The 20,159-nt window shown below is 58.6% G+C and carries 17 protein-coding genes; 11 read left to right on the forward strand and 6 right to left on the reverse strand.

Translation table 11 applies throughout. The features are described from left to right. Positions 1-39 precede the first annotated feature (39 nt). Together ACTJKV_RS16210 and ACTJKV_RS16215 are read right to left on the reverse strand one after the other, a co-directional pair. Complete coding sequence (locus tag ACTJKV_RS16210; RefSeq protein ID WP_274101326.1) at positions 40-969, reverse strand: glutaminase; 930 nt, start codon at positions 967-969, stop codon at positions 40-42. Positions 970-1,029: 60 nt separating this feature from the next. Beyond that, complete coding sequence (locus ACTJKV_RS16215; RefSeq protein WP_440599083.1) at positions 1,030-2,916, reverse strand: L,D-transpeptidase family protein; 1,887 nt, start codon at positions 2,914-2,916, stop codon at positions 1,030-1,032. A 421-nt stretch (positions 2,917-3,337) separates the two neighbouring features. On the opposite strand from ACTJKV_RS16215, the gene fumC reads away from it, so the two are divergent. Further along, positions 3,338-4,729 (forward strand): class II fumarate hydratase, encoded by a 1,392-nt coding sequence (fumC, locus tag ACTJKV_RS16220; protein WP_062424281.1) that lies wholly within the window; start codon positions 3,338-3,340, stop codon positions 4,727-4,729. 263 nt (positions 4,730-4,992) lie between these two features. After that, positions 4,993-6,063 (forward strand): GGDEF domain-containing protein, encoded by a 1,071-nt coding sequence (locus ACTJKV_RS16225; RefSeq protein ID WP_116493582.1) that lies wholly within the window; start codon positions 4,993-4,995, stop codon positions 6,061-6,063. Positions 6,064-6,110: 47 nt separating this feature from the next. On the opposite strand, the gene ACTJKV_RS16230 is transcribed toward ACTJKV_RS16225, so the two are convergent. From ACTJKV_RS16230 to ACTJKV_RS16240, 3 genes are read right to left on the reverse strand one after another with little or no spacing between them, the layout of a single operon-like run. Further along, positions 6,111-6,719 carry a pyridoxamine 5'-phosphate oxidase family protein gene (locus ACTJKV_RS16230; protein WP_274101329.1) on the reverse strand — a complete coding sequence of 203 codons (609 nt, stop codon included), beginning with the start codon at positions 6,717-6,719 and terminating at the stop codon, positions 6,111-6,113. Positions 6,720-6,758: 39 nt separating this feature from the next. After that, positions 6,759-8,576: a monovalent cation:proton antiporter-2 (CPA2) family protein gene (locus ACTJKV_RS16235; protein WP_274101330.1), complete on the reverse strand. Its 1,818-nt coding sequence runs from the start codon at positions 8,574-8,576 to the stop codon at positions 6,759-6,761. Positions 8,577-8,611: 35 nt separating this feature from the next. Then, positions 8,612-8,992, reverse strand: a complete 381-nt coding sequence (locus tag ACTJKV_RS16240; RefSeq protein ID WP_111847146.1) for a gamma-butyrobetaine hydroxylase-like domain-containing protein — start codon at positions 8,990-8,992, stop codon at positions 8,612-8,614. A gap of 369 nt (positions 8,993-9,361) precedes the next feature. Here ACTJKV_RS16240 and ACTJKV_RS16245 point away from each other — a divergent pair, with 369 nt between their 5' ends. The 6 genes from ACTJKV_RS16245 to mobB all read left to right on the forward strand — a co-directional run bounded on the left by ACTJKV_RS16245 (position 9,362) and on the right by mobB (position 15,097). Beyond that, entirely contained in the window at positions 9,362-10,351 is a 990-nt protein-coding gene (locus tag ACTJKV_RS16245) for a carbon-nitrogen hydrolase family protein (protein ID WP_274101332.1), read from the forward strand. A 275-nt stretch (positions 10,352-10,626) separates the two neighbouring features. Further along, positions 10,627-11,676, forward strand: a complete 1,050-nt coding sequence (gene moaA, locus ACTJKV_RS16250; RefSeq protein WP_113225846.1) for a GTP 3',8-cyclase MoaA — start codon at positions 10,627-10,629, stop codon at positions 11,674-11,676. A gap of 148 nt (positions 11,677-11,824) precedes the next feature. Further along, complete coding sequence (locus ACTJKV_RS16255; protein WP_062424276.1) at positions 11,825-12,727, forward strand: DMT family transporter; 903 nt, start codon at positions 11,825-11,827, stop codon at positions 12,725-12,727. Next, a complete protein-coding gene (locus ACTJKV_RS16260) occupies positions 12,724-13,950 on the forward strand; it encodes a multidrug effflux MFS transporter (RefSeq protein WP_274101336.1) in 1,227 nt (408 codons plus the stop codon). The genes ACTJKV_RS16255 and ACTJKV_RS16260 overlap by 4 nt, the downstream gene beginning before the upstream one ends. Next, a complete protein-coding gene (gene mobA, locus ACTJKV_RS16265; RefSeq protein WP_274101337.1) occupies positions 13,947-14,579 on the forward strand; it encodes a molybdenum cofactor guanylyltransferase MobA in 633 nt (210 codons plus the stop codon). Before ACTJKV_RS16260 ends, mobA begins: the two co-directional genes overlap by 4 nt. Next, a complete protein-coding gene (gene mobB / locus ACTJKV_RS16270; RefSeq protein WP_112519640.1) occupies positions 14,576-15,097 on the forward strand; it encodes a molybdopterin-guanine dinucleotide biosynthesis protein B in 522 nt (173 codons plus the stop codon). Before mobA ends, mobB begins: the two co-directional genes overlap by 4 nt. Positions 15,098-15,148: 51 nt before the next feature. Here mobB and ACTJKV_RS16275 read toward each other — a convergent pair whose 3' ends face one another. Further along, entirely contained in the window at positions 15,149-16,750 is a 1,602-nt protein-coding gene (locus tag ACTJKV_RS16275; protein WP_440599084.1) for a peptidoglycan DD-metalloendopeptidase family protein, read from the reverse strand. Between the two features lie 302 nt (positions 16,751-17,052). Between ACTJKV_RS16275 and ACTJKV_RS16280 the strand changes: the two genes are divergently transcribed. The 3 genes from ACTJKV_RS16280 to ACTJKV_RS16290 all read left to right on the forward strand — a co-directional run bounded on the left by ACTJKV_RS16280 (position 17,053) and on the right by ACTJKV_RS16290 (position 20,155). Beyond that, the gene (locus tag ACTJKV_RS16280) at positions 17,053-17,988 is read left to right on the forward strand and encodes a LysR family transcriptional regulator (protein WP_440599085.1); all 936 of its coding nucleotides are present in this window, start codon (positions 17,053-17,055) and stop codon (positions 17,986-17,988) included. Positions 17,989-18,122: 134 nt separating this feature from the next. Then, positions 18,123-18,602, forward strand: coding sequence for a formate dehydrogenase subunit gamma (locus ACTJKV_RS16285; RefSeq protein ID WP_274101341.1), 480 nt, complete (start codon positions 18,123-18,125; stop codon positions 18,600-18,602). Beyond that, positions 18,599-20,155, forward strand: a complete 1,557-nt coding sequence (locus ACTJKV_RS16290) for a formate dehydrogenase beta subunit (RefSeq protein ID WP_274101342.1) — start codon at positions 18,599-18,601, stop codon at positions 20,153-20,155. The genes ACTJKV_RS16285 and ACTJKV_RS16290 overlap by 4 nt, the downstream gene beginning before the upstream one ends. Positions 20,156-20,159 lie beyond the last annotated feature (4 nt).

The raw sequence follows: 20,159 nt of genomic DNA on the forward strand, positions 1-20,159 counted from the left end.
GCGGTTAACGACAGGCAATGCCCTCATATAGGCGTAAGATCAAGCCCCGAATACGGACCAGCCCATGCGGTTCGCCAGCATTTCAAGCGCGTCGGACCCGAGCGCGGAGTTCCCGACCTTGTTGAGGCCCGGCGACCAGACGGCAATCGACGCCTTGCCCGGCGCCACTGCCAGAATGCCCCCGCCGACGCCGCTCTTGCCGGGAAGACCGACGTGATAGGCAAAGTCGCCCGACCCATCATAATGGCCGCAGGTCAGCATCAGAGCATTGATACGGCGCGCCCGGCGATCCGACACCACCGTGTGCCCCGTCAGCGGATTACGTCCGCGATTGGCGAGGAAGAGCCCTGCCCGTGCTAGCTGCACGCAGTTCATGGAGAGCGCGCACTGGTGGAAATAGACACCAAGCGTATGGTCGACAGGATGGTGAATATTGCCGAAGCTGCGCATGAAGTTCGCGAGCGCGAAATTGCGAAAACCGGTGGCCTGCTCGGATTTGGCGACGGTGTTGTCGATCGAGACCGTATCATCGTTGGAGAGGTACCGTACAAAACGCAGCAACTCGCCTATGGCCTCTCGCGGCTGGTGTCCCGCGAGCACCATGTCGGTCACAACGATTGCACCCGCATTGACGAAAGGGTTGCGGGGAATGCCGTGTTCATGTTCGAGCTGAACGATGGAATTGAACGATGAGCCAGAAGGCTCGCGTCCAACACGCTTCCAGACGGACTCACCGGCTTTGCCGAGCGCAAGCGTCAGCATGAAGACTTTGGAAATACTTTGAATCGAAAAAGGAACGGCGGCATCGCCCGCAACGAAAGTCTCGCCTTCGACGGTGGTGACGGCAATGCCGAACTGTTTCGAATCGATCTTGGCAAGCTCGGGAATATAATCCGCGACCTTCCCCTCTCCGAGGTGGTTCTTCATCTCGTCATAGATGGAGTCGATGACCGTCTGAATGTTCTGCATGCCCTGCCCCGATACAGCAAAAGCGCCCGTAGGGCGCTTTTGTCAGATGTTTCAGCCGCCTCAGATGGAGGTTGAGCGCGCCTTGGTGGTGGTGGCGAACGCCTTCATCACATAGCTGTCGCGATCATAAACGTCGTCGAAATACTGCACCTTACCGTCCTTGTCCGGCCATGCGGTAAAGTAGGCGACATAGACCGGAATCTTCACCGGCACGGACACTGCACGGTTTTCACCGGCTGCAATCTGCTTGTTGACGTTGTCAATCGTCGTGCCGAGAACGGCCGCTGCCATGCGGCGCGGATCGACAAGACGGATACAGCCGTGGCTCAGAGCGCGCATATCACGGTTGAAGAAACTCTTCGATGGCGTGTCATGCATGTAGATTGCATGGCTGTTCGGGAAGAGGATTTTCAGATCGCCCAATGCATTGTCGCTGCTTGGCGGCTGGCGAACCGAGATCGCGTTGGTCGAACCGTACCAGTTTACGCTCGACGACGAAACGGCCCGGCCATTGACCGAAACCTCGTAGCCAAGGCGATCGAGATAGGATGGATCATTGCGCAGCTTTGGCAGCATTTCGTTGACGATGATGGACTGCGGAACGCCCCAATAGGGGTTGAACTCGACAGTCTCGATTTCATCCTGGAAGAAATAGGTCTGGTTGGTCTTCGAACCGATGACCACCTTCATGCCGAACTGCTCTTTGCCCTGGTCATGGTAATAGGCCATGAAGGCCGGCTGATTGATGAACACATAGCGGTCGCCGAGATCTGCCGGCAGCCAGCGAACCTGTTCCATAGCAACTTCAAGCTTGGCAATCTTCGCCTCGTTGCTATCCCCCGTCATTGCACGAACGGTGGCGCGACCAATCACGCCATCAGCCTTCAAACCGTTTTCGCTCTGGAAAGCCTTGACCAGATCAACCAGTTCCGGCGTGTATTGCGTCGTGTGCTGATAGCCTGTCAGGGCCGGTGCATGCTGCGACTTCAGCGCCTCGGACGAGCGATGCTCGATCGCCTTCACCACATTGGCGAGTTCAGCGTTATCTTCGCCAGGCTTCAGCACCAGATCGGCGCGGACAGCGATCTTGTTTTCACCGGACTTGTCCTCATCAAGAAGCTTGCCCAGTTCGGCCTTCAGCGCCTGATATTCCGGGCTGGAAGGCTCACGCGACTTCAGATAGGCCGTCACATCCGGGCTCAATGCTGCAAGCTTAAGAACCGGCGAAAGATTGACCGTCTTGCGCTTGAAATCGTGATAGCCGGAAAGCTTGTTTGGATCGATACGACCGCGGGTGGTGTCCTGCACATAGCCAAGAACCTTTGCGGAGAGGGCAAGCTCGAACTGCATCATCGCGCGGTTGACCGGCTTGTCCTCGTTTTCCGTGGCACTCACCGTTTGAACTTCCGCCTGCGGCTCACTGGCGATGCTGGCCGTGACGTCGGAAGAGGGAGCCGAGATGCTGTAATCGGCCGGGTCCAGGCCGCTGTCGCCTACGGTTTCGAAGAAGGCGAGAACGGCAGACGCGCGCTCGTTGATATCGCCATTGGAAACCCAGATCGGTTTTGCGCCGCCCGCATAGTAAGCTTCGAGCGCCTTGGCGATCTCAGGCGTTGCCGAGACTTTTACGCCGGCATAGTCCGGGCCGAACTTCGACGTATCAACCGCACGGGTGCCATCTGCCTTGTAGGTGTAATAGCGAGGACCGGAAATGCGCGGTGTCGGCTCGGGATCGATATCGCCACCGACCGGAGCGTTTTGCTGGACGACGCCTGGAAGGCCACGGTCTTGGCGTTCGCGCTCGATCTTACCAGGACCGCCACGAAGCAGATCCATAAGGGTGATGGCGCTGGCTGGAGCTGGAATGCCCGCTGAGACGGAAACACCGAGAGCCAGTATGAACGCCGCCGATTTTTTTCCTGAAGTGATCTGCAATTTGGTCCTCATTGCGTCCAGCGCCATCATCCATCGAAGCGCGAATAAAACATTGTCTGTCTAGCTGATTGGTCTTCGCTTGAAAAGGAAACGCGCAAAGCCCGATCTCGTGCCAGAATTGTCCTGCCGTTCGTCAAAAAAGCTCTGGCAATCTCCTTAATTTTTGGCAGGAATAGTTAAATTTCTCTTTAATTTCGAAGCATTGCAGAAAGATGTTTTTTCATCTGTTAAGCCTGAAGCGCCATGGAATTGTCTCTTTTGCGAACGTTACCCAAAAGTCACGTCAATTGACTTTCGAATCTGCGGCAAAATCTGACGCCCTGCGGCGCGTGAGGCTTTCCAGAGTTGCGGGATGGCTCTATATGTCGGCCCGCGCGCAAGACGGGCTTGAAACGCCGCCTTGCCACCGGAACACAATGGAGAGGCACCAACGATGACAGCCACACGCACGGAAACTGATACTTTTGGCCCGATCGAAGTCGCCAGCGATCGCTACTGGGGCGCGCAGGCCCAGCGCTCGCTCGGCAACTTCAAGATCGGCTGGGAAAAGCAGCCCACATCCGTCATCCGTGCGCTCGGCATCGTCAAGCAGGCAGCCGCACGCGCTAATATGGCGCTCGGTGGCCTCGACGCTCAACTCGCCGAGACGATCGTCAAGGCGGCTCAGGAAGTCATCGATGGCAAGCTGAACGAGCATTTTCCGCTCGTTGTCTGGCAGACGGGTTCGGGCACCCAGTCCAACATGAATGCCAATGAAGTGATCTCCAACCGCGCCATTGAAATGCTCGGCGGCGTGATGGGCTCGAAGAAGCCGGTTCACCCGAACGATCACGTCAACATGAGCCAGTCGTCCAACGACACCTATCCGACGGCCATGCATATCGCCTGCGCCGAGCAGATCGTTCATCACCTGCTGCCGAGCCTGAAGCACCTGCATGCCGCGCTTGACAAGAAGGCGAAGGACTTTGCCCACATCATCAAGATTGGCCGCACCCATACTCAGGATGCAACGCCTCTGACGCTCGGCCAGGAGTTTTCCGGCTATGCGGCGCAGGTAGCATCATCGATCAAGCGCATCGAACTGACGCTGCCCGGCCTTTGCGAACTGGCACAGGGCGGCACTGCCGTCGGCACCGGCCTCAACGCGCCTGTCGGCTTTGCCGAAAAGGTTGCCGAAGAGATTGCCACCATCACCGGCCTGCCCTTCGTCACCGCTCCGAACAAGTTCGAAGCACTGGCCGCTCATGATTCGATGGTCTTCGCCCATGGCGCGATCAACGCGGCGGCAGCAGCGCTCTTCAAGATCGCCAACGATATCCGTTTCCTGGGTTCCGGCCCACGCGCCGGTCTCGGCGAACTTGCATTGCCGGAAAATGAACCAGGTTCCTCGATTATGCCAGGCAAGGTCAACCCGACCCAGTCCGAGGCGCTGACCCAGGTCTGCGCCCACATCTTCGGCAACCAGGCTGCCATTACTTTCGCAGGATCGCAGGGCCACTTCGAGCTCAACGTCTATAACCCGATGATGGCCTACAACTTCCTGCAGTCCGTCCAGCTTCTTGGCGATGCAGCCGTTTCCTTCACCGACAATTGCGTGGTCGGCATCGAAGCGCGCGAAGACAACATCCGCAAGGGCGTGGAGAACTCGCTCATGCTCGTGACTGCACTGAACACCAAGCTCGGCTATGACGCCTGCGCCAAGATTGCCAAGACCGCGCACAAGAACGGCACGACGCTGCGCGAAGAGGCTGTCGGTGGCGGATATCTGTCGAACGAGGAATTCGATCAGTATGTCCGTCCGGAAAACATGATCGGCCCCAAGTAATGACAAAGGTCAGGCAACGGGTCGCACTCGTTGTCTGACCACCCTTCCCATCTCAGGCTTTTCTGAAATACTATTTACAGCCATTAATTTTCGTAGATAAAATCTTTGCGAGACTGTAACTGGATTCCGTGTTCACGTGCGATTCTCGGAGAAGGCTACGCCTAAGAACACGCCGACTTTCCATGCAGCATCAACAATCGGTTGGGGAACCGTCGTTGAGGCGTGTCGGTCAGAACAAAAACGGGACGATCTGGGGACACATCATGAGTACGGGGCCGACACAAAATTTTCCCGGAGCAGACGTGGCGAGCCAAATCTTGCACGCCATGCGCAGCATGGGTATCTCGCCCATCCCCCGCAATTACAATCTTTTCTACGAAGCCTTCATCGGCTCCAACCCCGCTCTGTCCAAGGAACTGCTGCAGCTTGGCAGCAAGGCGACCCAGGAAGAATTGGACGAACTGGGCACCCGCTACTTCAACCACAGCCACAGCAAGATCATCGAGACGGTTCACGAGAAGCTGCATCTCGAGCTGGACGCCTTGCTCACTGTTCTGAAGCACGAGCAGTCAAGCCTTGAGAAATACAATCGGCTGCTGGATGAAACGCGCGAGCGGATCACGGTCAAAAGCGCGACAAGCACCTCGCTCGTTGGCGCGGCCATCGCGATCCTTTCAGAGGCAACCGGCACCAAGATCGCCCAAGGCGAGAGCAGTTCCAAAGACTTGGACAGACATGCTGAAGAGATGCAGCAGGTTCGTCTTGAACTGGATGAATACAAGCGCATCGCCAATACAGACTCGCTCACGCGTCTGTCGAACCGCCGAGCCTTTGATGAAAGGCTCGCATCGACCTACGATACGAGCTTCGGGCTCCATCTGTCGTCCCTGATCCTGCTGGACATCGATAACTTCAAGCGTGTCAACGATACTTACGGCCACCCAGTCGGAGACAAGATTCTTGCAAGCGTTGCATCGGTCATCCGTAAGTCGGTCCGTAAGGATATCTTTGTGGCCAGAAATGGCGGCGAGGAATTCGCGATCATCGTCGACAACATGAATGCCGACGAAGTGCGGGAGATGTGCGAGCGCATTCGCCTCTCGCTTGAGAAGACCCCGTTCCGAAACTCGAAGACCGGCGTGGATTACGGGCAGATTACTGTTTCCATCGGTTACGCCATGGCCTCTCAGGCGCAAAATCCTGTCGAACTCTACGCCCGTTCAGACGTCGCGCTCTACAATGCCAAGACGTCCGGGCGAAACCGCACCATCATGTTTGAAGACGGGATGCAGAAAAACTACTCCGGGAAAAGCTGGCTGATCTACCGGACGTAAGGATCGGGCTCAGCGGCGGGCCGCAGAGCTCATGGGAATCGCACTTTTCACCACATGGTTTTCGCCGCGCGCTCCGGCCACTCCCTGTCGTACGTCTCCTTGTCGAAATCTGCTTTTGCCGCTTTCAACAATGCGCCGGGTGTCGGCAGCGACGTCGGATCGATGAAGTTCTCAGGATCCCACAGCTCAGAGCGGATCAGCGCACGGGCACATTGGAAGTAGACTTCGTCGATGGTGACCACAGTCACCGTGCGCGGGTTCTTCCCATCCATTGAGAAGCTCGCGAGCAGCGCGGGTTCTGCCGATACCACCGCCTTGCCGTTGATGCGCATCGTCGTTGTCGAACCGGGGACGAGGAACATCAGGGCTACACGCGGGTCGCGCACGATGTTCATGAGAGAATCGACGCGATTGTTGCCGCGCCAGTCTGGCAGCAGAACGGTTTTCTCATCCTGAACCCGAACGACACCGCCCTTGTCGCCGCGCGGCGAACAGTCCATTCCCTCCGGCCCGACGGTTGCCAGCGCCAGAAAGGGTGCCGCCTCGATCATCTTGCGGTATTCGGGCGTGAGAGATGATGTGACTTTGACCAGTGAAGCCTCGGAGCAACCGTCATAGATTGCCTTCAACTCCTCTACAGAACGAATAATTCCCATAACCCCTCACTCCCGATTAAGCTGTCTTTCCACAACGCGTCAGCCGCTGGCCTCTGCCTCTTCACGTGCTTCGCGTTGCGCGCGCTCGCGCGCTGTCCTGGCAGCCACGAGATCGGCGGGCGAAGCATTGCCGCGTATCAGCGACCGGCCCGCATAAATACCGCCCACGACCTCGATCGCAAAGCGCTCGACATCCACATCTCGAAACTCTTCCACGAGGCGCTCGGCGGTATCCCGTTCTTCACCGACGGAGGTCAGGGCCTTCTGCGAGAAATCCAGCGCCGATTCATAGGTTTCGCGGATCTGATAATCGACGCCGGCCTTGACCAGATCGATGGCGTGACCGCGATCGAAAGCGCGGGCCAGAACCGGTACGAGTGGAAACTCGTGCTTGACGATCTCGGCAATGCGGATCGCAGCCTCCTTGTCATCGACGCAGATCAGCACCGCGCGCGCGGTTGCGGCGCCAGCTGCATGCAGGATCTCCGAACGGGCGCCATCGCCATAATAGACCTTGAAACCGAAATCGGCCGCATCGCGGACGAAATCCGCGTCCTTGTCGATCAGCGACAGCGTATAGCCACGCGCAAGCAGCGGTTGGCTGACGATCTGACCGAAGCGACCGAAGCCAATGATCAGAATGCTGCCCTCGACATTTTCGGGAAGCTCCAGACCATCCGTGTTGGGCTTTGCCGCAGGCATGATCCGGTCATGGGCAATGACCATCAAGGGCGTCAGTATCATCGAGATGATGATCATCGCGGTCAGCACCGCATTGGTTTCGGCATCGAGAATGCCTGCAGTGGATGCGGCGGAATAGAGGACGAAGGCAAATTCGCCGCCCTGCGCCATCAGCACGGCACGCTCGATCGCCTCACGCTGGCAGGTACCGACGAGGCGGGCCACGCTGTAGATCAACAGCGCCTTGACGAACATATAGGCAATGACGCCGATGACCACGATCTTCCAGTTGGCAGCAATTACCGAAAGATCGATCGCCATGCCGACACCAAGGAAGAAAAGCCCAAGCAGGATGCCGCGAAACGGCTCGATATCGGCTTCCAATTGATGGCGAAAAGCGGATTCGGAGAGAAGCACGCCAGCAAGAAAGGCGCCCATCGCCATGGACAAGCCGCTGACCTGCATCAGCAGGGCTGATCCGAGAACGACGAGCAGAGCCGCAGCAGTCATGACCTCTCGCGCACCGGAAGATGCCAGCAACCGGAAGAGAGGGTTGAGCAGATAGCGACCGGCAAAGATCAGGGCAACGGTCGCAGCCAAAGCAATACCGATCGAGGAAAGCCGCTCCGCCATCGTGACTTCTTCGCCGCCACTGCCGAGGAATGTGACGAGCACCAGAAGTGGCACGATTGCCAGATCCTCGAAGAGAAGGATGGCGATGATACGCTGCCCTTTCAACGTCGAGAGGCTGTTGCGCTCTTGAAGCATCTGCATGACGATGGCGGTGGATGTCAGAACGAAACCCGTTCCTGCGACGAAGGAGGGAATGACAGCATAGCCGAAAGCCGCGCCGATCATCGTCAGGCCGCCGATACAGACCATCACCTGAAGCGCGCCGAGACCGAAGATGTCCTTACGCATGGACCACAGCCTTGAGGGCTGCATCTCAAGACCGATGATGAAGAGGAACATCACCACGCCGAGTTCGGCGATATGGATGATGGCCTGCGGATCGGAAAAGGCACCTAAGCCGAAAGGGCCGATGACGAGACCGGCCGCGAGATAACCAAGAACCGAGCCGAGACCAATGCGCTTGAAGATGGGTGCTGCCACCACACCGGCGGCCAGCAGGACGACCACTTGGGCCAGATCATTCGCATTTCCCTCGACGGCCAAGTGTCACCTCCATATTGAAATCACATGCAACTTCCCTAACGGAACCGCGGCTCCCTGCTCAAGCCTTTTTCCGTAAGTTCCTGTTCGTAAGTCTGGAACAGTGCGTCTCCCTTTTCACCCAACTCCTGGAGATAGCGCCAGGTAAAGATGCCGCTGTCATGCCCGTCATCGAATGCGATGCGCACGGCATAGTTGCCGGTGGCGACCACGTTGCGGATCGCCACATCGCGCTTGCCCGGCACCGTGACTTTCTGCCCGGGCCCATGTCCCTGAACTTCCGCCGAAGGGGATAGGACGCGCAGCATTTCGGCGGGGAGCGTGTGAGAGACACCATTATCGAACACCACAGTCAGGTGTTTGCGATCTTTGGAAACCCGCAATTCGGTGGGCCATGCCTGATTGTCGCTGCTGCTCATGATTTCTGATCGTTCTATCGAGGTGTGAAGATTTGGCTGTTCGTCATAGCAGTCCCCAGCGACGATGGCTATTGCGTCAGCCCCCACTATGCAGAAGGCTAAAGACGTTGCTCGGCTTCATCCAAAATGACAGCCACTGGGTATCTACAGAGAGAATAAATCCGGCTCTTTCCACTTTTGTAGACAGCTTGACGAATCGAGGGTCACTGGACATCTTGATCTCGGCGTGGCCTGCGCCCAACCTCTCAGACCTTCCCCAGCATGGTCTTCAACCGAGGCAAAGGGACTTTCGTCTCGGGTCGCTCATCTTGGTCCGATCGTGCCGGATGGTTGCTGGGGAACCCTGTCCGGGACGTGAAAGGCTAGATCATGACCCAGAATGGAAATCTCAAACGCCGCGTGCGTGCCCGTGCCGCAAAAACCGGCGAATCCTACACCGCCGCACTTCGTAATATCCGCCAGCAGCCAGGCCGTCCCGAACTCCGGTCGCTGCGGTTGGCTGTGGCACAAACGTCTCTCTTCGACGATCCTCGCGATGTATCGGCACTTCGCGCCAGTGGAGCGGAGATGCGTCGCCTCATGCGTGATGCCCATCAAGCAGGGTCTCGCCTGCTCCATTTTCCGGAGGGCACAACCTGCTGGCCCGGCAAGCGCATCATGTCCGAAACGGGGCCGCGCTCCATCGGGCCTTCCGATTGGACACGCTTCCAATGGGACGTGCTGCGCGAGGAACTGGAGGAAACCAGGAGACTGGCCGGCGCACTCAAGCTTTGGATCGTGTTTGGGTCCGTTCATCGCCTGACTTCGCCGCATCGACCACACAACAGCCTATATGTCGTTTCCGATCATGGAGAGTTGGTGACGCGCTATGACGAGCGCCTTCTCTCGAACACGAAAATCTCCTTCATGTATTCACCCGGCAGGAACCCCGTGACGTTTGAGGTCGATGGCGTGCGCATCGGGTGCGCGCTGGGCATGGAGGTGCATTACCCGGAAATCTTCGTTGAGTACGAAACGCTTGGGGTCGACTGTGTCCTGTTCTCCACCGCAGGAGGAACACCGTCCGGAGCTCCCGCATTCGCGGCAGAGGCTCTAGGCCATGCTGCGAGCAACAGCTACTGGATCAGCTTCTCCACGCTCGTGCCTCAAAGTCCGGGTGCTCCCTCCGGTATCGCTTCGCCGGACGGGCAATGGGCGGTTCAATGCCCCATCGATGGTCAACCTGCCTTTGCGGTCACAGAAATCCAGACGAACCCTGAAGGTCTTGCGCGGTCATGGCGGAAACAGGTTCGCAACAACCTTTACGCGCCGCACCAGATCGAAGGTGATCTAAGGAGCGATGAGCGAAGCTTGTTTTGATTGAACAGTGGCTCGGGGACGGTCGGTCAGCGATCGCTTTCAAAACGGGCAGATTCGTCAACGGACACTGCACCCGGGCTCTCTGTGTTAGATGATCACAGACTTTCGAGTGGATGGCCGGAGCGTGAAGGTGCCCTCGATCAAGCCCGCGCGCTCGGCCTTTTCCAAGTGGGCGTGGCGGGACAGCAATCGATTGTGATCCAACAACGGTCAATCCAAGCGCAATTACGGAGTTTCGACTTGACGTTAGCCAGTCGCATCCCCAGACTCTGGACATGAACAGCGTCACCGGTTTTCCCTCAACGGCAAGTCCGCTCTCTGAAGTCAGGGCTCCCATGATCGACCCCTTCGGTCGGGCGGTCACCTATTTGCGCGTCTCGGTGACGGATCGCTGTGATTTTCGCTGTACCTATTGCATGTCGGAGCACATGACCTTTCTGCCGAAGAAGGATCTGCTGACGCTCGAAGAACTCGACCGGCTCTGTTCCGCCTTCATCGCCAAGGGCGTGCGCAAGCTGCGCCTGACGGGCGGTGAACCCCTTGTGCGCAAGAACATCATGCATCTCATCCGCAATCTCGGTCGCCACGTAGAAGCGGGCCGGCTGGATGAGTTGACGCTGACCACCAATGGCTCGCAGCTTGCCGCTCATGCTGCCGAACTTTACGATTGCGGCGTGCGCCGGATCAATGTGTCGCTTGATACGCTCGATGCGGAGAAGTTCCGACAGATCACCCGTTGGGGTGATTTCTCCAAGGTGATGGCCGGTATTGACGCGGCTCTTGCGGCAGGCATCAAGATCAAGCTCAATGCAGTAGCGCTGAAAGACTTCAACGAGCACGAAATTCCTGAACTCATGCGTTTTGCCCATGCGCGGGGCATGGATCTTACGGTCATTGAAACCATGCCGATGGGCGAGATCGAGGAGGACCGCACCGATCGCTATTTACCGCTATCGGACCTTCGTGCTTCGCTCGAAGAGCGCTTCACGCTCATCGATATTCCGTTCAAGACGGGCGGACCCGCACGCTACGTGGAAGTGAAGGAAACTGGTGGACGGCTCGGCTTCATCACGCCGATGACGCATAATTTCTGCGAGAGCTGCAACCGCGTCCGCATTACCTGCACCGGCACGCTCTATATGTGCCTCGGTCAGGACGATGCGGCGGATCTGAGAACGCCGCTTCGCGCCTCCGACAGCGACGCGCTTTTGTCTCAGGCGATCGACGACGCGATCCTGCGCAAACCCAAGGGTCACGACTTCATCATCGATCGGAATCGCAAGCGTCCCGCTGTCGCCCGCCACATGAGCGTCACCGGCGGCTGATTCTTCCGCTAGCTTATTATTTGATACCCTTACATTAAATGGATTGAATTCGTCCGCTCACCATGCCACGACTTTGGGACAGGAGGAGTGAACGGAGTCGCCTCGCTGCGGAAGGCCCGCATCGCGACCTCGTTCTTGGGATGGCATCATGGCATTGACGGACAATACGCGCGGAGCGCTGCTCATGGCTCTGGCGATGGCCAGCTTTACGGTCAACGACGCCTTCACCAAGTCCGTCACGCCCTACATCAATATCGGACAGATCCTCTTCGTTCGCGGCGTTATGACCTGCGTTCTGGTTTACGTGATTGCGCGCCATATGGGCGCGCTGCGCCCGCTCAAGACCATGTTGCGCCCCGTCATCCTGATGCGTTGTCTCTGCGAGATTTCGGCCTCCATCCTTTACCTCAAGGCGCTCAGCATGATGCAGTTCGCCAATGTGGCGGCCATCATGCAGTCCCTCCCCCTTGCGGTGACGCTCGGTGCAGCACTTTTCTTGAAGGAGCCTGTGGGCTGGCGACGCTGGACGGCGATTTTGGTCGGCTTTCTTGGAGTCCTTGTTATTCTTAGACCCGGCCCGGAAGGTTTTACCTCCGGCGCACTCCTGGTGCTGGGTGCGATGTTCGTCACCGCCGGACGCGACCTCTTGACCCGGCGCATGTATGCAGATGTTCCCTCCATGGCCGTCACCATGACAACCACCGTCGTCAACACCTTGTTTGGTGCGGCGCTGATCATGCCTTTCGGTGGCTGGCAGCCAATGGACACCTACGTCTGGTCGCATCTCGTGGCAGCCGCCTTGCTGGTCGTGATTGGTTATCAGGCGGTCATCACGGCAATGCGCAGCGGTGACATCTCCTTCGTCGCACCCTTCCGCTACACCAGCATGATCTGGGCCTTCTCGATCGGCTTTTTCTTCTTCGGCGATCATCTGGATGTCTGGACGCTGTCGGGCACGGCCATCATCGTCGCCTCCGGTCTCTACACATTCTACCGCGAAAGCCGGCGTCACCGTGCGCCGATCGCCAAGCAAGCGATAGGTATCGAATGAACAAGGCGCGCTTTCTCGATCGCTCGACCCCACCGCATGTGATGACACTCGTTCTGGTGGCCGGTGTTGCAGCACTCAGCATGAATGTCTTCCTGCCGTCGCTTGCGGCAATGTCGGTCTATTTCGGCACTGATTATGCCGTCATGCAGTTTGCCGTCTCAGGCTATCTCGCCGCCACTGCCGTGCTTCAACTCGTGATCGGACCGCTGTCCGATCTCTTCGGTCGCAGACCGGTTATGCTCGTCAGCATCGTGCTGATGATTGTCGCCACGCTGATCTGCACATTCGCGCCGAACATCACCGTCTTCATGATTGGCCGCGTTCTGCAGGCGGCTATTGCCTCGGGTTTCGTGCTGGCAAGAGCCATCGTTCGCGACATGGTGCCTGCCGAGCAGGCAGCCTCGATGATCGGCTACGTCACCATGGGCATGTCGGTGGTGCCTATGGTCGGGCCCACCGTCGGTGGCTTTCTCAATGATCTCGCCGGCTGGCAGGCAAGCTTTGCCTTTGTCGGCCTGTCGGCGGTGGCGGTTCTGCTGCTCGTCTTTTTCGATATGGGCGAAACCAACCGGCAGAAATCTGCAAGTTTCGCAGCCCAGTTCCAGGCCTGGCCGCAGCTTCTTCGCTCCACCCGTTTCTGGGGCTATGCACTGACCTGCACGCTCTCCTCCGGCCTGTTTTTCGCCTTCCTCGGCGGCGCGCCTTTCGTCGGCAGCGTGCTCTACGGGCTGACGCCAGCGGTGCTGGGCATGCAGTTCTTCTTCATGGCGACAGGATATATGCTGGGCAACTTCGTTTCCGGCCGCTACGCCAGCCGCATCGGCATCCCGGTGATGATGCTGGCTGGCAATGTGATCGCGCTTGTCGGCATCGTCGTTGCATACCTGCTCCTTCATCTTGATCTCGGCAGCCACTATGAGTTCTTCATTCCGCTCGCGCTCATCGGCGTCGGCAACGGCGTGACACTGCCGAGCGCCAATGCCGGCATGGTTAGCGCCCAGCCCCATCTGGCAGGCTCCGCCTCCGGACTTGGAGGCGCGCTGACGATTGGCGGTGGAGCGATGCTTTCCGTTGTCGCCTCGTCTCTGCTATCGGAGGAAGCTGGAACGACGCATCTGCTCCTCGTCATGCTGGTGAATGGCGTGCTTGCCGTGGCGACAAGCGCTTATGCGGGCAGACAGGAGCGCCGCCACGCGCAGCGTCTGCTAAGAGGTGAGGCATGATGAAAACCGCACGCTCCCTTCCTGGCCTGATTCTGGCCGGCGGTCTTTCGCGACGCATGGGCTCCAACAAGGCTCTCTGTCCCTTCGGCGAGCGACACCTCCTGCACCACGTCATTGATAGACTGGCGCCACAGATTTCGACGCTGGCGCTCAATGCCACCGGCGAGTGGGGCAAGGCCTTTGACCTGCCTCTCGTGCCAGATACCAAGATGGGTCATGCAGGACCTCTTGCCGGCGTTCTCGCAGGCTTGCAGCACTTTAGAGACCACCCATCTGGCGCGAGCCACATGTTGACGGCACCTTCAGACAGCCCGTTTTTTCCGGACGATCTTGCCTCGAAGCTTTTGGATCACCTACCGGACGAGAACACCATTGTCATCGCCGCATCCAAGGGACAGGTTCATCCCGTCTTTGCTCTCTGGCCGTTTGCTATCGTCGAGGATCTGGAGAACTGGCTTGCGGAGGACGACAACCGTCGCATCCGCAGCTTTCTGGCGCGCCACCCCACGATCGGCGTGTCCTTTCCACCAGTGGAAAGCGCCACCAGTTCCATCGATCCGTTTTTCAACATCAACACCCCGGAAGAGCTGTCGCAAGCGCAAACCTTCCTGAAGAGTCTCACTCCATGACGCGTCAAAAAGTGTTTGGCATTTCCGGCTGGAAAAACTCGGGCAAGACTGGGCTGGCAGTGCGCATCGTCACGGAGCTTACCGCGCGCGGCTACCGAGTTTCCACGATCAAGCACGCCCATCATGATTTCGACATCGACAAGGTGGGTGCGGATAGCTGGCGGCACAGACAGGCTGGCGCGCATGAGGTGACGATCGTTTCCGGCACGCGCTTTGCCATCATGCATGAGCTGCGCGGCGCGGCTGAACCCTCTTTCGAGGAAATCCTCGCGCGCATCGCGCCCTGCGATCTGGTTCTGATCGAAGGCTATAAATACGAGCCCGTGCCGAAAATAGAGGCCCGTCGGAAGGACGCCGCAAAGACGGACCCGCTGGCGCCGAGCGATCCGCATATCATTGCAATCGCTGCCGATCACTTGATCCCGGAAAGTACTCTCCCCGTTTTCGATCTCGATGACACAGGCGGTATCGCCGACTTCATCGAGGCGACGGTCGGACTTGAACGTCCATCAAAATGAAAAAGCCGGGCCTTCCGACCCGGCTTTTCCTTTACCTTGATACGCAAAACACTATTCAAGGAAAGAGGATGGGTTCACTGGCGTTGCGTCCTTACGGACTTCGAAGTGAACCTGAGGACGCTTGGCACTGCCAGTCATGCCGGAGGTGGCAATTGTCTGGCCGCGCTGAACCTTCTGGCCGCGCTGAACATCGAGGTTGGCAGCGTTGCCGTAAACCGTGACCTTGCCGTCGTCGTGACGCACCAGGACCGTGTTGCCGAGCTGCTTCAGGCCGTTGCCGGCATAGATGACAACACCGTTTTCGGCAGCCTTGATCGGCGTGCCTTCCGGAACGGAGATATTGATGCCGTCATTGCGGTTGCCATCGACATTCTCGCCGAAGCCGGAAATCACGGCACCGCGAACCGGCCAGCGATATTTGCCGATTCCGGTGGATTCCGGCGCGATCGACGCGACATCGGACTTCTTCTCGACATCGCTGACACTTGCTTCGGCAGCCGGCGCCTTCGGCACTTCTGTCTTGGCAACAGGTGTCTCGACAGCCTTTGCAGCCGCCGCGGGCGCAGCAGTCTCATGCGGCTTGACTGAGGCGGTCTTGATACCGTCTGTTCCAGCGGCTGGAATGGCGAGCGTCTGACCAATGCGAATACTGCCATCTGCAATGTTGTTGGCAGATTTCAGCTCGGCAACGGAGACGCCGTTTTCACGAGCGATCTTGGCAAGGCTGTCGCCCGGCTTGACCTTGTAGCCACCGGTTGGGGGCAGCGGCTTGCCACCTGGAGGGGTCAGCTTGCCGTTCTCAGCCGAAACCTTGTCGCGAGCAGCGCCCTGTGCGGGTAGGACAGCGAGGTTTTGTTCCTGACCACGGGTTGGAGCCGGGGCGTTGTTCTTGCTCAAATCGATATTGTTGGACGCAGCACGGGCAGCATTGGGTGTCTGACCAAAGCGCGGAATGACGATCGACTGACCAGGACGCGCAGCCGATGCACTCTTCAGGCCATTTGCCTGCAGGATTGCCTTCTCCGGCACGCCGTAGCGTCTGGAGAGCGTTGCGACGGTCTCGCCGGAATTCAGCGTGACCGAAGACGCGCCTTCCGTGTGCCAGCCATTATTGTCGCGCTTGACGGAGCCGGTCGACAGCGTATCGGCGCTGTTGTTCGCTGGCAGCCGCGCCGACGCCATGGAGGGCGCGCCGTTTGCGGTCGCAGATGGGAATGGCTGTGCCATGGCTTCGCGTCTCGTCGCAGGATCGCGGCTTGCTACCGGCGATGGAGCGGAGAGCTCGGCGCGCTGAACAGGTGCGGCAGAGGATGCCGAACGGGCCGTTGATGGCTGGACCGAACCATAGCCGCCATTCGAAGCCGGATAAGGCTGGTTCATGGCCGCGTTCTGGTTGCCATAACCGCCCTGCGGGGCGGCAGCATAACCGCCACCATTCATGTCAGCCTGGGGAACGGGCGCCTGACCATAGGCACCGGCACCGTTGCGCTGAGGAATGGACGCGGTCGTCATCTGGTCCGTATTGTTGCTGGAAAAGAGTCCGCTAAAGCGTGTCGCGTCCGAGCTGCAACCCGTTGCGACGCTTGCCAGCAATGCCGCTGCGAACATCTTTGCGATTGATTTTCCGGTTTTAGGCGAATGACTCATACGCATGACTCGATCTACACTGACGCAAACGCCGCATCGGAATCGATCCGGCTGAACAAACACTTGCAAGGCCCCTCTTCCGAACGGAAAAACCATGCGTCGATGAGATGATTAAAGCGCGTTAGTGTTACCACGCCGTTAAAACGTTAAGCTCTTCGCATATTTTTTGACAATTCGATAACCATGCCGGCCTCAGCGACATCCAGCATGGGGTCTCATCCGTCGCCAATGCATGGCCCTGCTTGATTCCCACCAGTTGACCGCGACCCCTCATCCGCGCCAAACCGGAATGGAGGGGAGGAACCACAATGATTGACAAGCTGGAATTTTTCATTGCTCTGGCCCGCGCGGAACATTTCGGTCGGGCAGCCGAAGAATGCCGCGTCTCGCAGCCGACACTTTCGGCAGCAATCCGCCAGCTTGAGGATCAGCTGGGCGTCGTACTGGTCGTGCGTGGGTCGCGCTATCAGGGGCTGACCCCGGAAGGCCAGCGCGTTCTCGAATGGGCAAGGCGGATCGTCGGCGATGCTCGCACCATGCGCGAAGAGATGCGCGCAGCCCGAAAGGGTCTCGCGGGGCATATCAGGATCGCCGTTATCCCCACAGCGCTAGCCATGGTGCCAAGGCTGACCGAGCCTTTTCAGGCACGTCACCCGGACGTTACTTTCTCGGTCACCTCTCGGACGTCTCTGCAGGTTCTCAGTCAGCTGGAAAATCTCGAGATCGACGCGGGAATCACCTACCTGGACAATGAACCGCTGGGCCGGGTCACGACCGTTCCTCTTTATTCGGAACGCTACCACCTCATTACAGCAGCCGGAACGCCGCTTGCCGATCGCGAAGTTGTGACGTGGAAGGAGGTCTCCGGTCTTCGGCTTTGTCTATTAACACCGGACATGCAAAACCGTCGTATCATCAATGCGCATATGGCTGAAGCTGGCGTCCAAGCCAAGCCGACACTTGAATCGAATTCGATGATCGTGCTGTTTTCCCACATACGAACCGGTCATTGGGCTTCCATCATGCCACGTAACGTGGCGGAATCATTCGGTTTTCCGGAGCAGATCCGGATGATACCGATCTCCGAGCCGGATGCTGAACACTTGGTGGGATTGGTCGCAACCCATCGTGAGCCTCACACACCTCTCGTTTCGGCGCTTCTCCATGAAGCCAGATCCCGCGCGGCGGCATCCGCTTTTGATAGAAATTTTCTATCGCACAACGGGACGTCTTTATTGACCTGACGGATGCATTCTCGCCATCCTTCCCGAAAGCCAGATTGGAACACGCGCAACCTACGAGCACTCGGCTCCTCGGTATCGCGGGTTTCACGGAGATAAGTCTCTGTCTGTCTGGCGTCGGTTTGGGAGGACTGACCATGAACATTCGAGCGGTTGCCAGTACCGAGGCAAGCCGGATATCCGAAATCATCGATCACTGTCGCCACTTGGAAGGTCCGATGTTGCCTATCCTGCACCAGGTGCAGGTGGAGTTCGGCTATATTCCGGAAAGTGCCAAGCAGTTGATCGCCTCTGCGCTCAATGTCTCGCGCGCCGAAGTGCATGGTGTCATCACCTTCTACCACGATTTTCGCGACCACCCCGCCGGGCGCCACACCCTGAAACTCTGTCGCGCCGAGGCCTGTCAGTCGATGGGCGGCGACAGGCTTGCCGAACGCGCGAAAGCGAGGCTTGGCCTCGACTGGCACGAAACCGCACCCGATGGCTCCGTCACGCTTGAGCCCGTCTTCTGTCTCGGCCTCTGCGCCTCCGCTCCGGCGGCTATGCTGGATGGCGAGCTTTATGGTCGCGTGGATGAGCACTGTCTGAACGACATCGTGGCGGAGGTCAGCAAATGACCATCACCGTCTTCGTTCCCCGTGATGCGGCAGCCCTTGCTGTCGGTGCCGACAAGGTGGCAGCAGCCATCGAGCGAGAAGCCGTTTCCCGCGGCCATGATGTCCACATTGTCCGCAACGGCTCTCGCGGGATGCTCTGGCTGGAAGTGCTGGTCGAAGTACGGACGGACGCGGGTCGTGTCGCCTATGGTCCGGTCAAGGCATCTGATGTCCCGTCTCTTTTCGAAGCGGGTTTCCTCAATGGCGGCGAGCACCCGCTCGGCCATGGCCTGACAGAGGATATCCCATTCTTTAAAGGCCAGACACGCCTCACCTTTTCCCGCTGTGGCGTCACCGATCCTCTGTCGCTCGATGACTATCGCCAGTATCAGGGCCTGACCGGCCTGGAGAAGGCGATCGGGATGCCTCCTGCGGGCATCGTCCGACAGGTCACCGACAGCGGCCTTCGTGGACGCGGTGGTGCAGGCTTCCCGACAGGCATCAAATGGAAGACCGTCGCAGACGCTTCCGCTGACCAGAAATACATTGTCTGCAACGCCGATGAGGGCGACAGCGGTACCTTCGCAGATCGCATGATCATGGAAGGCGATCCCTTCGTCCTGATCGAGGGCATGGCGATCGCCGCAATCGCAGTCGGTGCGACCAAGGGCTACATCTACACCCGCTCCGAGTACCCGCATGCGATCGCCGTCATGGACGAGGCGATAAAGATTGCCCGCTCTGCTAGCATCCTCGGCCCTTCAGTGATGGGCTCGCCTCACGCCTTCGATATGGAAGTGCGCGTGGGTGCTGGTGCCTATGTCTGCGGCGAGGAAACCTCCCTCCTCAACAGCCTGGAAGGCAAGCGCGGTATCGTTCGGGCCAAGCCGCCACTTCCCGCCCTCCAGGGCCTGTTCGGCAAGCCGACCGTCGTCAACAACGTCATGTCGCTGGCTTCCATTCCGGTGATCATGGATTGCGGCGCGCAGTTCTATCGCGACTACGGCGTCGGTCGGTCCAATGGCACGATCCCGATCCAGCTCGCCGGCAACCTGAAACATGGCGGTCTGTACGAAGCCGCATTCGGCATGACGCTCGGCCAACTCGTCAACGAGATCGGCGGCGGCACCATTTCCGGTCGCCCGGTCAAGGCGGTGCAGGTGGGCGGTCCACTCGGTGCCTATTTCCCGCCATCGCTCTTCGACACGGTTTTCGACTATGAAGCCTTCACCGCCGCCGGCGGCCTGATCGGTCATGCTGGCATCGTCGTCTTCGACGACACCGTCGATATGCTGAACCAGGCGCGGTTTGCGATGGAATTCTGCGCGGTCGAGAGCTGCGGGAAATGCACGCCTTGCCGCATCGGCTCGACACGCGGTGTCGAGACTGCCGACAAGATCGCGCAAGGGATCGAGCCTGAAAAGAACCGCCAGCTTCTGGCCGATCTCTGCAACACCATGAAGTTCGGCTCGCTCTGCGCGCTGGGCGGCTTCACCCCCTATCCGGTGATGAGCGCGATGACGCACTTCCCGGAGGATTTCGCACCCAACCCACTTGTTGAAGCGGCGGAGTGATACC

Source organism: Agrobacterium sp. 22117 (assembly GCF_052045735.1).
GTDB lineage: Bacteria > Pseudomonadota > Alphaproteobacteria > Rhizobiales > Rhizobiaceae > Agrobacterium > Agrobacterium cavarae.